Source organism: Pseudomonas sp. SWRI81, from assembly GCF_014268545.1.
Lineage (GTDB): Bacteria > Pseudomonadota > Gammaproteobacteria > Pseudomonadales > Pseudomonadaceae > Aquipseudomonas > Aquipseudomonas hamedanensis.
In genome coordinates this window covers 247,866-258,301 of record NZ_JABWQS010000002.1, presented here as the reverse complement: position 1 = coordinate 258,301, position 10,436 = coordinate 247,866, and the positions used below count along the sequence as shown (strand labels likewise).

Sequence of the window (10,436 nt, the reverse complement as noted above, 5' to 3'; positions counted from 1 at the left end):
CGCTGTTGTCAACACCTCTTTTACACCGCTTTCGACCGAGAAGATCGAACCGTTGAAAGCGCCATACATCACTGCGATTCCAACTCCCTCCAGGCTTCGATGATCTGAAGCAAGTCGCTGTCGAAAACTGCGTAACTCTTTGAATCTCAAGGAGTTTTCCGTTTCGACTGCGCCAGAAGTGGGGCGAATTATAGACTTCCAGAATCTGCCGTCAACCGTTAATTTCGCTTTTCTTTCAATAACTTGCAGATTGGCTAAAAAACAGACAATTCGCCGTCGAATATGAGGAAAAACCAGCGCCTTCTATATAGAAGGAGATCTTAGAGCACCCCAGCGCCCTTAAGCTCAGCCACCGCACCCGCACTGAGACCCAGCACCCGCTGCAAAACTTCCAACGTGTGCTCGCCTAATAAAGGAGGAGCATGACGATACTCGACAGGCGTCTCTGACAGCCGAATCGGGCTGGCCACTTGAGGCACCAATCCGGCGAGCGCGTGCGGCAGCTCGATAGCCAGACCGCGTGCCTTCACCTGCGCGTCTTCAAATACCTGCGACAAATCATTGATCGGCCCACAGGGCACACCCGCTTGCTCCAACCGGGCTACCCACTCGGCCGTGGTCTTGAAGACCGTGGCCTGGCGGATCAATGGAATCAACACTGCGCGGTTCGCCACTCGCAGCTTGTTCGTCGCGAAGCGCGGATCATCCGCCCACTGCGGCTGCCCCGCCACTTCGGCAAACTTGCGGAACTGCCCGTCGTTACCCACGGTGAGGATGAAGTCGCCATCAGCCGTAGGAAAATCCTGATAAGGCACGATATTCGGATGCGCATTACCCAGACGCTTTGGCGCATTACCTGTGGTCAGGTAGTTCATGGCCTGGTTGGCCAGACAGGCGACCTGCACATCGAGCAATGCCATATCGATATGCTGACCACCGCCATCATGGTCCCGATGGGCCAACGCCGCCAGAATCGCCACCGTCGAATACAGCCCCGTCAGGATATCCGTCAACGCCACCCCAACCTTCACCGGACCAGCCCCTTCATCGTCATCGGGCCGGCCGGTCAGGCTCATCAAGCCGCCCAGCCCCTGGATCATGAAGTCATAGCCGGCACGCTTTGCATACGGTCCGGTCTGGCCGAAGCCGGTGATGGAACAATAGATAAGATTCGGGTTGATCGCTTTCAGCGATTCATAGTCCAGCCCGTACGCCGCCAGACCGCCGACCTTGAAGTTCTCGATAAGAATGTCCGACTTCGCCGCGAGGTCCCGCACCAGTTTCTGCCCTTCGGGACGTGTGAAATCGATGGTCACCGATTGCTTGTTGCGGTTCGCCGAAAGGTAATACGCCGCCTCGGACGTATTCTCGCCATACGCATCTTTAAGGAAGGGCGGCCCCCAGGCACGCGTGTCATCACCATTGCCGGGGCGCTCGACCTTGATCACCTCGGCGCCAAGGTCAGCGAGGATCTGCCCGGCCCACGGCCCGGCCAGCACTCGCGATAAATCCAGTACCCGCAGATGCGACAGCGCGCCCATGGTCCGCTCTCCTATTAATAGAACGCCTGCAGACCGGTTTGCGCCCGCCCGAGGATCAAGGCATGAACGTCGTGAGTACCTTCATAGGTGTTCACCACCTCAAGGTTGACCAAGTGACGGGCCACGCCGAACTCGTCAGAGATGCCGTTGCCACCGAGCATGTCGCGAGCCATACGGGCGATGTCCAGCGACTTGCCGCACGAGTTGCGCTTCATGATCGAAGTGATTTCGACCGCAGCGGTGCCTTCATCCTTCATGCGCCCCAGACGCAGGCAGCCCTGCAGGGCCAGCGTGATCTCAGTTTGCATGTCGGCCAGCTTCTTCTGGACCAATTGCGTAGCGGCCAAAGGGCGACCGAACTGCTGGCGATCCAGAGTGTACTGGCGCGCGGTGTGCCAGCAGAATTCGGCAGCGCCCAATGCCCCCCAGGAAATGCCATAGCGCGCAGAGTTAAGGCAGGTGAACGGCCCTTTCAGGCCACGCACGTCGGGGAAAATGTTCTCTTCCGGCACGAACACGTTGTCCATCACAATTTCACCGGTGATCGACGCCCGCAGGCCGACCTTGCCATGAATCGCCGGCGCGCTCAGGCCTTTCCAGCCTTTCTCCAGGACGAAGCCGCGGATGTCGCCGGCATCGTCTTTGGCCCAGACCACGAAGACATCGGCGATCGGACTGTTGGTGATCCACATCTTTGCGCCAGTCAGGCTGTAGCCGCCGTCGACTTTACGTGCGCGGCTAATCATGGCGCCGGGATCGGAACCGTGATTCGGCTCGGTCAGGCCGAAGCAGCCGATCCACTCGCCGGAGGCCAGTTTCGGCAGGTACTTCTGCTTCTGCGCTTCGGTACCGAATTCGTTGATCGGCACCATCACCAGCGAAGACTGCACGCTCATCATCGAACGGTAGCCGGAGTCAACGCGCTCTACTTCGCGAGCGATCAAGCCGTAGCTGACGTAATTCAAGCCGCTGCCGCCGTACTGCTCAGGAATGGTCGCGCCCAACAGGCCGACTTCGCCCATTTCACGGAAGATTGCCGGGTCGGTTTTCTCATGCCGGAAAGCTTCGAGGACACGCGGTGCGAGGCTCTGTTGAGCGAACTGCTCGGCGGTGTCGCGGATCATGCGCTCTTCTTCAGTGAGCTGTTGATCCAGCAGCAGGGGATCGATCCAGTTGAAACTCGCTTTACCGCCCATGGGTGTGTCCTCGCAAATCGGTTGAATTAACGTGGCATTGATCCTAGGCGCGGTTCTTGTTGGCGGCAAACGAGGATTTCGCATGCTGTTGTGCTAATTTCTCACTCCGAAACGGCGGAGACTCCAATTTTACCGACGCATCAGTGAGGTTAACGTACATGCGCAGAAAGATTCCCAGCACTGCCGCCCTGATCAGCTTCGAAGCCGCCGCACGCCACGAGAGCTTTACCAGGGCCGCCGAAGAACTTTCGCTGACTCAGGGCGCGATTTGCCGACAGATCGCCAGCCTCGAGGAGTTTCTCGGAGTGGAACTGTTCCGACGTTCGCGGCGCGGCGTAAAGCTGACCGAAGCGGGCCTGTCCTACAGCCGTCGTGTCGCGACCCAGCTGGATGCCGTCGAACGCGACACCCTTTCAGTGATGGGCCAGCAAGGCACCAACGTGATCGAACTTGCCGTAGTGCCTACGTTCGGCACGCAATGGCTACTGCCACGGCTCAAGGACTTCCAGCTCAAGCACCCGGAAGTCACCGTTAACCTGACCAACCGCACCCGGCCCTTCCTGTTTGCCGATACCGAATTCGACGCTGCGATCTACTTTGGCGACGCCGATTGGTCCGGTACCGAGTCCCACCGGTTGATGGGCGAAAATCCGATGCCGGTGTGCAGCCCCGCCCTGCTTCAAAACCAAGAGCAACTGACAGCTCAAGCCATCGCAGAATTGCCACTGTTGCAACAGACCACTCGCCCGTATGCCTGGCGTCAGTGGTTCAATTCACAACAACTGAACATCCCTCGAGACATGACAGGCCCGCGCTACGAGCTATTCTCCATGCTCGCCCAAGCCGCGATGCACGACATGGGGATTGCGTTAATTCCCCCCTTCCTGATTCAGCGCGAACTGGCTGAGAAACGCTTGGTGGTTGCTAACTCCCGGACGCTCGCGAGCATAAAGGCTTATTACTTGATGATTCCCGAGCGAAAGGTCGAATCGGCGTCGCTCAAGGCATTTCGCGACTGGTTGGTGAATCAGGCACATAGCTACAGCCTAGAGGAATAAGGGCATACAGCACTTCCTAACTGCGTAGTCAGAAAACAGAAAGCACTACAGATATAACTATTTGTCGCAATTTCGCTGACTGTATCCGAAAGTCGTACAGACGTCCCAGAAGCGCCTAAGTACGTGGCTTTGAGCCTCCATTGGCGACGCATTACTGCCTATTCACGCCACCGATGAGAAATTTTTCCATCTTCAGCCAGAATCCTTACAGGGCAGGGTCTGCAAGGGATTCAACTGGCCATCTGCGACATTCGGTCACGGCATGACTTGTAGTTAATTTTCCGTCACCCGTCATAATCCCTTGAAGGGCATAAAGTTCGCCTGCAAAATGCCGCGCCCCGCCCTGTTTTGGCGGGATCGTGCTGATCGGCCGCCCCAGTCGCACCATCCGCAGTGCCTGGGTTTACTCAATAAGATCACGCAGGAGATTTGACGTGCACATTGGTGTTCCTCTCGAAACCCAGACCGGTGAAACGCGGGTTGCTGCAACCCCGGAAACCATTAAAAAGCTGATCAGCCAAGGTCATAAGGTCACTGTGCAAACCGGTGCAGGCGTCAAAGCCAGCATCGTCGACAGTGCCTATGAAGCGGCAGGCGCAACCATTGGCAGTGCCAACGATGCGTTTGGCGCCGAGCTGATTCTCAAGGTGGTCGCCCCAAGCGATGCCGAACTGACGCTGATCAAGCGCGGAACGGTGCTGGTGGGCATGCTCAATCCGTTCAACAACGAAACCCTCGCGAAAATGGCCGAGCGCGGTATTACCGCGTTTGCCCTCGAAGCGGCACCACGCACTTCGCGGGCGCAGAGTCTCGATGTGTTGTCATCGCAGGCGAACATTGCTGGTTACAAAGCGGTGTTGCTGGCCGCGCACTACTATCCGCGTTTCATGCCGATGCTGATGACTGCCGCGGGCACGGTTAAAGCGGCGCGGGTGCTGATTCTCGGCGCGGGCGTGGCCGGGTTGCAGGCGATTGCCACGGCAAAACGTCTGGGAGCAGTGATTGAAGCGTCTGACGTGCGTCCAGCGGTGAAAGAACAGATCGAGTCCCTCGGCGCGAAATTCGTTGACGTGCCTTACGAGACCGATGAAGAGCGCGAGTGCGCCGTCGGTGTCGGCGGTTATGCGCGGCCGATGCCAGCGAGCTGGATGCAGCGCCAGGCCCAGGCCGTTCACGAACGCGCGAAACAGGCTGACATTGTCATCACCACCGCATTGATCCCGGGCCGCAAGGCTCCAACGCTGTTGAGCGCAGACACCGTGGCGCAGATGAAGCCGGGTTCGGTGGTTATCGACCTCGCTGCCGCTCAGGGTGGCAACTGCCCGCTGACCGTGGCTGATCAGGTCGTGGTCGAAAACGGCGTGACCATTTGCGGCCCGACCAATCTGGCCGGCGAAGTCGCTGCAGACGCCTCGGCACTGTACGCACGCAATCTGCTGGACTTCCTCAAGCTGGTGTTCACCAAGGAAGGCCAGTTCGACGTCAACCTCGAAGACGACATCGTCGCCGCGTGCCTGATGTGCCGCGACGGCCAAGTCATCCGCAAAAACGCCTAAGCAGGGATTCAGACGATGGAAGAGCTTATCTCCCCCGGTATCTACAACCTGATCATCTTCGTGCTGGCGATTTATGTCGGTTATCACGTGGTCTGGAACGTTACACCTGCGCTGCACACGCCGTTGATGGCAGTGACCAACGCGATTTCCGCGATTGTCATCGTAGGCGCCATGCTGGCTGCGGCGCTGACGGTCACGCCTCTGGGCAAAACCATGGGCACGCTCGCCGTGGCACTCGCGGCGGTCAACGTTTTTGGTGGCTTTCTGGTCACCCGCCGCATGCTTGAGATGTTCAAGAAGAAAGCCCCGAAAGTAAAAGAAGAGGCGCCATCGTCATGAGCATGAATCTCGTCACGACGCTCTACCTGATCGCGTCGATCTGCTTTATCCAGGCCCTTAAAGGCTTGTCGCACCCGACCACCTCGCGGCGCGGCAACCTGTTCGGCATGCTCGGCATGGCGCTGGCCATCATCACCACGGTTGGCCTCATCTATAAGCTGGGCGCAGAGCTTGCGACTGCCGGCATTGGCTATGTCTTCGTCGGCCTGCTGGTCGGCGGCACTGCCGGCTCGATCATGGCCAAGCGCGTTGAAATGACCAAGATGCCGGAGCTGGTCGCGTTCATGCACAGCATGATCGGTCTGGCCGCGGTGTTCATCGCTATTGCAGCGGTGGTCGAGCCGCAATCGCTGGGCATCGTCAAACAGCTGGGCGATGCGATCCCGGCGGGTAACCGTCTGGAGCTGTTCCTCGGCGCCGCGATCGGTGCCATCACCTTCTCCGGTTCGGTAATTGCCTTTGGCAAGCTTTCGGGCAAGTACAAGTTCCGCCTGTTCCAGGGCGCACCGGTACAGTTCAGCGGTCAGCACAAGCTGAACGCCGTACTGGGACTGGCAACGCTGGCACTCGGCCTGACCTTCATGTTCACCGGCAACCTCACCGCGTTTGCGCTGATGCTCGCGCTGGCGTTCGTGATGGGCGTGCTGATCATCATCCCGATCGGCGGCGCCGACATGCCGGTCGTCGTGTCGATGCTCAACAGCTATTCGGGCTGGGCGGCAGCGGGTATCGGCTTCTCGCTGAACAACTCGATGTTGATCATTGCAGGCTCCTTGGTGGGTTCGAGCGGTGCGATCCTCTCGTACATCATGTGCAAGGCGATGAACCGTTCCTTCTTTAATGTGCTGCTGGGTGGTTTCGGCAACACCGCCGATGCCGGTCCGGCCGGCGCGAAAGAAGCACGTCCGGTGAAATCCGGTTCGGCTGACGACGCGACCTTCCTGCTGACCAACGCCGACACCGTGATTATCGTGCCGGGTTACGGCCTGGCGGTGGCTCGCGCACAACATGCCCTGAAGGAACTGACCGAGAAGCTGACCCATCGCGGCGTGACCGTGAAGTACGCGATCCACCCAGTGGCAGGTCGGATGCCCGGGCACATGAACGTATTGCTCGCCGAGGCCGAAGTGCCTTACGACCAAGTGTTCGAGATGGAGGATATCAACTCCGAATTCGGCCAGGCCGACGTGGTGTTGGTGCTCGGTGCGAACGACGTGGTCAACCCGGCCGCGAAGAACGATCCGAAGTCGCCGATTGCCGGCATGCCGATCCTTGAAGCGTTCAAGGCCAAGACCATCATCGTCAACAAGCGTTCGATGGCCAGCGGCTATGCCGGCCTGGACAACGAACTGTTCTACCTCGACAAGACCATGATGGTCTTCGGCGACGCGAAGAAAGTCATCGAAGACATGGTTAAAGCTGTCGAGTAATCCCCCGCAGCGATAACGAACGCCCCGACTTGTCGGGGCGTTTTAGTTTGCGCAAAGCGCTGGACAATTTGCCGCGTTGTTGCCGATCCGGTAACGGTGTTTTACTTGAAAGCCGCTAAATAGACGCCTCATTTGCGACCTTGGTAGCGGGACAGGCGCCCGGCAAATTCACTAGACTGCGCATCCTGCTACTCGCTGCCCGAGAAATCATTCATGTACCGTGACCGTATTCGCCTGCCTTCGTTGTTGGACAAAGTGATGAGCGCCGCCGACGCCGCTGCTCTGATTGAGGACGGCATGACCGTCGGCATGAGCGGCTTCACCCGTGCCGGCGAAGCCAAAGCCGTCCCGCACGCACTGGCCGAGCGCGCCAAGGTCACGCCGCTGAAGATCAGCTTGATGACGGGTGCCAGCCTGGGCAACGACCTCGACAAGCAATTGACCGAAGCCGGCGTACTGTCACGACGCATGCCGTTTCAGGTCGACAGCACCCTGCGCAAGGCGATCAACGCCGGCGAGGTGATGTTCATCGATCAGCACCTGTCGGAGACTGTCGAGCAACTGCGCAATCAGCAGCTGAAGCTGCCGGACATCGCCGTCATCGAAGCCGTCGCCATCACTGAACAGGGCCACATCGTGCCGACCACTTCGGTAGGCAACTCGGCCAGCTTCGCGATCTTCGCCAAACAGGTGATTGTCGAAATCAACCTGGCGCATAACGCCAACCTCGAAGGCCTGCACGACATTTATATACCGACGTACCGCCCGACGCGGACGCCGATCCCGCTGGTAAAAGTAGACGACCGTATCGGCAGCACGGCGATACCGATCCCGCCGGAAAAAATCGTTGCCATTGTCATCACCCAGCAGGCGGACTCGCCGTCCACGGTGTCGACACCGGACGTTGATACCAACGCCATCGCTGAACATCTGATCACCTTTTTCAAGCAGGAAGTCGACGCCGGGCGAATGACCAACAAGTTGGGCCCTCTGCAGGCCGGGATCGGCAATATTGCCAACGCGGTGATGTGCGGCTTGATCGACTCGCCGTTCGAAGACCTGACCATGTACTCCGAAGTGCTGCAAGACTCGACCTTCGACCTGATCGATGCTGGCAAGCTGAGCTTTGCCTCGGGCAGCTCGATCACCCTGTCGGAACGACGCAACAGCGACGTGTTCGGCAATCTGGAGAAGTACAAGGACAAGCTGGTATTGCGTCCGCAAGAGATCTCCAACCACCCGGAAGTGGTGCGCCGCCTGGGAATCATCGGCATCAACACCGCGCTGGAATTCGACATCTACGGCAACGTCAACTCCACCCATGTCTGCGGCACGCGGATGATGAACGGCATCGGCGGCTCCGGCGATTTCGCGCGCAACGCGCATCTGGCGGTGTTTGTGACCAAATCGATTGCCAAGGGCGGCGCAATTTCCAGCGTGGTGCCGATGGTCAGCCACGTTGACCACACCGAACATGACGTCGACATTCTGGTGACCGAGGTCGGTCTGGCCGACCTGCGCGGCCTGGCACCGCGCGAACGTGCCCGTGTGATTATCGACAACTGTGTGCATCCGGATTTCCGCCAGGCGCTGAATGACTACTTCACCGCAGCCTGTGCCATTGGTGGGCACACGCCACACATCCTGCGTGAAGCCTTGAGCTGGCATATCAATCTGGAAGAAACCGGACGCATGCTCGCGGTGTAATCGCACAGATAAACCATCGGCGTACACGCAGTGTGTGCCGATGGACTTTCGCACACATCACTTCCTGCAAAAACTGTACTGCTGTACCGGTCGATTCCTACGATAACGGATTACGATTTGGGCTGAATCGGGTATAAACGCACCGAATTAGTGCGGACAGGTACAGTTTGCTCGATTTTGACCCGTACACCGCCTATAAACAGTTAACTGGTCACTCACAATACAGCTGAACTGTATCTAGAGAGACTAGGCAAACAGGAGGATCATGGGCACCAGTCAAACCACTACCTGATCCCGCCACAAGCGGAAGGATGTCAACCATGGAACGTACACTCAGTTCCGAACTGTTCTTCGAAGACAAAGCTGTAAACACCCAGGCTTCCCTGCCTCTGCGCGTTCTCGCCAACCTGATGTTGTGGCAGCGCCGCATCTCCAGTCGCCATCAACTGGCTCGCCTGGATTCGCGTCTGCTGGCTGACGCCGGTATCAGCGAAGCACAACGCTACGAAGAGCTGAGCAAGCCGTTCTGGCGCTAAGTAGCGTCGCTGGCTCTGGTCGCCAAGACCCACCGCCAGCAACCCGAATTGAATAAAACAAAACCCGTCGTGGGAAACCACGTCGGGTTTTGTCGTTTTGGACTGCGGCGTGTCTGGCGTGCCGATTTGCGGTCTACCGTTACAGTTTTATCAACACAGACAATCACCATAACAGTTGTGAAAAAGGCGCCTGCAAAGGTTGCCATCACTGGGCGAACCGCGCCCGTCAGCCTAATATCCACACAGTACGTGGCGAACGTTAAGCAACTGGCGTCTGACTCCTCAGATACCGAGCCACCTCTCACTACGGTTTATCCAAAGGAGTTACACCATGACCCGTCTTCGTCTGCTCAGTGCCGCTGCCCTGCTGGCTATGGCTACCAATGCCAGCGCTACCAGCTTCATCGTGACCACCGACTCCCTCGTCGGCGCTCTGAAGGCGTCTTCCGACGCCACGTCGGATGTGACGTCCTCCTTTCGTGACGACAAGATCGTCCTGGCCGCTCGTGACGACGCCGCCAGCTTCGTCGCCAGCGAAGGCGAGATCCGTGGCGTGAAGCTGGAAAGCGCGCTGGACCACATTCGCCACCAGGCGCCACAGCTGCAGGCCACCGACGCCCAGTTGGCTCAGGCCATCCTGACGATCTAAGCGACGGAACTGATCGGGACACTTCGCTCGTGTCCCGATGTTTCAACGCTGGCTCTGGCCCGGGCATTGCGCTAGCCTTTGAGCTCGCCAACCATTACCGAGTCTCATGCGTTTTCTTTCGAATTTGCTGTTCCCTTCTGCTGTATTGATTGTCTGCTGGACAACGCCTGCCAGCGCCTTCGATGCCTTCAATGCGTCGACCCAAGGCACCGTTGTCAGCGGTTACGCCACCAGCATGGTGTCTTCTGCACCGTTCGACCGTAAACTGCTGCTCGCCGCTCACGATGACGCGGCGGTATTCGTTGCCAGTGACGGTGAATGGCGAGGTGCCCGGCTGGAGTCCGCGCTGCATTATCTGCGCAAGACCCGGCCAAAACTTCATGCCAGCGACCTTGAACTGGCCGAGGCAATTCTCGTCCAATAG

The 10,436-nt window shown here is 58.4% G+C and carries 10 protein-coding genes; 8 read left to right on the top strand and 2 right to left on the bottom strand.

Annotated elements, in window-relative coordinates:
* Window positions 1–320: 320 nt before the first annotated feature.
* Both HU765_RS02680 and HU765_RS02675 read right to left on the bottom strand, forming a co-directional pair.
* Window positions 321–1,541, bottom strand: coding sequence for a CaiB/BaiF CoA-transferase family protein (locus HU765_RS02680; RefSeq protein ID WP_186618930.1), 1,221 nt, complete (start codon window positions 1,539–1,541; stop codon window positions 321–323).
* A 14-nt stretch (window positions 1,542–1,555) separates the two neighbouring features.
* Window positions 1,556–2,737, bottom strand: a complete 1,182-nt coding sequence (locus tag HU765_RS02675) for an acyl-CoA dehydrogenase (protein ID WP_186618929.1) — start codon at window positions 2,735–2,737, stop codon at window positions 1,556–1,558.
* A gap of 158 nt (window positions 2,738–2,895) precedes the next feature.
* Between HU765_RS02675 and HU765_RS02670 the strand changes: the two genes are divergently transcribed.
* The 8 genes from HU765_RS02670 (at window position 2,896) to HU765_RS02635 (ending at window position 10,436) form a co-directional block, all read left to right on the top strand.
* Window positions 2,896–3,795, top strand: a complete 900-nt coding sequence (locus HU765_RS02670; protein WP_186618928.1) for a LysR family transcriptional regulator — start codon at window positions 2,896–2,898, stop codon at window positions 3,793–3,795.
* Between the two features lie 434 nt (window positions 3,796–4,229).
* The gene (locus HU765_RS02665) at window positions 4,230–5,351 is read left to right on the top strand and encodes a Re/Si-specific NAD(P)(+) transhydrogenase subunit alpha (protein ID WP_186618927.1); all 1,122 of its coding nucleotides are present in this window, start codon (window positions 4,230–4,232) and stop codon (window positions 5,349–5,351) included.
* 15 nt (window positions 5,352–5,366) lie between these two features.
* Window positions 5,367–5,690 (top strand): NAD(P) transhydrogenase subunit alpha, encoded by a 324-nt coding sequence (locus HU765_RS02660; protein WP_003170836.1) that lies wholly within the window; start codon window positions 5,367–5,369, stop codon window positions 5,688–5,690.
* Window positions 5,687–7,120, top strand: coding sequence for an NAD(P)(+) transhydrogenase (Re/Si-specific) subunit beta (locus tag HU765_RS02655; RefSeq protein ID WP_186618926.1), 1,434 nt, complete (start codon window positions 5,687–5,689; stop codon window positions 7,118–7,120). Before HU765_RS02660 ends, HU765_RS02655 begins: the two co-directional genes overlap by 4 nt.
* A 213-nt stretch (window positions 7,121–7,333) precedes the next feature.
* A complete protein-coding gene (locus tag HU765_RS02650) occupies window positions 7,334–8,827 on the top strand; it encodes an acetyl-CoA hydrolase/transferase family protein (protein ID WP_186618925.1) in 1,494 nt (497 codons plus the stop codon).
* A gap of 320 nt (window positions 8,828–9,147) precedes the next feature.
* The gene (locus tag HU765_RS02645) at window positions 9,148–9,363 is read left to right on the top strand and encodes a DUF1127 domain-containing protein (protein WP_008081135.1); all 216 of its coding nucleotides are present in this window, start codon (window positions 9,148–9,150) and stop codon (window positions 9,361–9,363) included.
* A 331-nt stretch (window positions 9,364–9,694) separates the two neighbouring features.
* Window positions 9,695–10,012, top strand: a complete 318-nt coding sequence (locus tag HU765_RS02640; protein ID WP_186618924.1) for a DUF2388 domain-containing protein — start codon at window positions 9,695–9,697, stop codon at window positions 10,010–10,012.
* 106 nt (window positions 10,013–10,118) lie between these two features.
* Complete coding sequence (locus HU765_RS02635) at window positions 10,119–10,436, top strand: DUF2388 domain-containing protein (RefSeq protein WP_186618923.1); 318 nt, start codon at window positions 10,119–10,121, stop codon at window positions 10,434–10,436.

Coding starts and splice junctions, on each gene's coding strand:
- HU765_RS02680 (WP_186618930.1), bottom strand. CDS start 1,541: ATGGGCGCGCTGTCGCATCTGCGGGTACTGGATTTATCGCGAGTGCTG.
- HU765_RS02675 (WP_186618929.1), bottom strand. CDS start 2,737: ATGGGCGGTAAAGCGAGTTTCAACTGGATCGATCCCCTGCTGCTGGAT.
- HU765_RS02670 (WP_186618928.1), top strand. CDS start 2,896: ATGCGCAGAAAGATTCCCAGCACTGCCGCCCTGATCAGCTTCGAAGCC.
- HU765_RS02660 (WP_003170836.1), top strand. CDS start 5,367: ATGGAAGAGCTTATCTCCCCCGGTATCTACAACCTGATCATCTTCGTG.
- HU765_RS02655 (WP_186618926.1), top strand. CDS start 5,687: ATGAGCATGAATCTCGTCACGACGCTCTACCTGATCGCGTCGATCTGC.
- HU765_RS02650 (WP_186618925.1), top strand. CDS start 7,334: ATGTACCGTGACCGTATTCGCCTGCCTTCGTTGTTGGACAAAGTGATG.
- HU765_RS02645 (WP_008081135.1), top strand. CDS start 9,148: ATGGAACGTACACTCAGTTCCGAACTGTTCTTCGAAGACAAAGCTGTA.
- HU765_RS02640 (WP_186618924.1), top strand. CDS start 9,695: ATGACCCGTCTTCGTCTGCTCAGTGCCGCTGCCCTGCTGGCTATGGCT.
- HU765_RS02635 (WP_186618923.1), top strand. CDS start 10,119: ATGCGTTTTCTTTCGAATTTGCTGTTCCCTTCTGCTGTATTGATTGTC.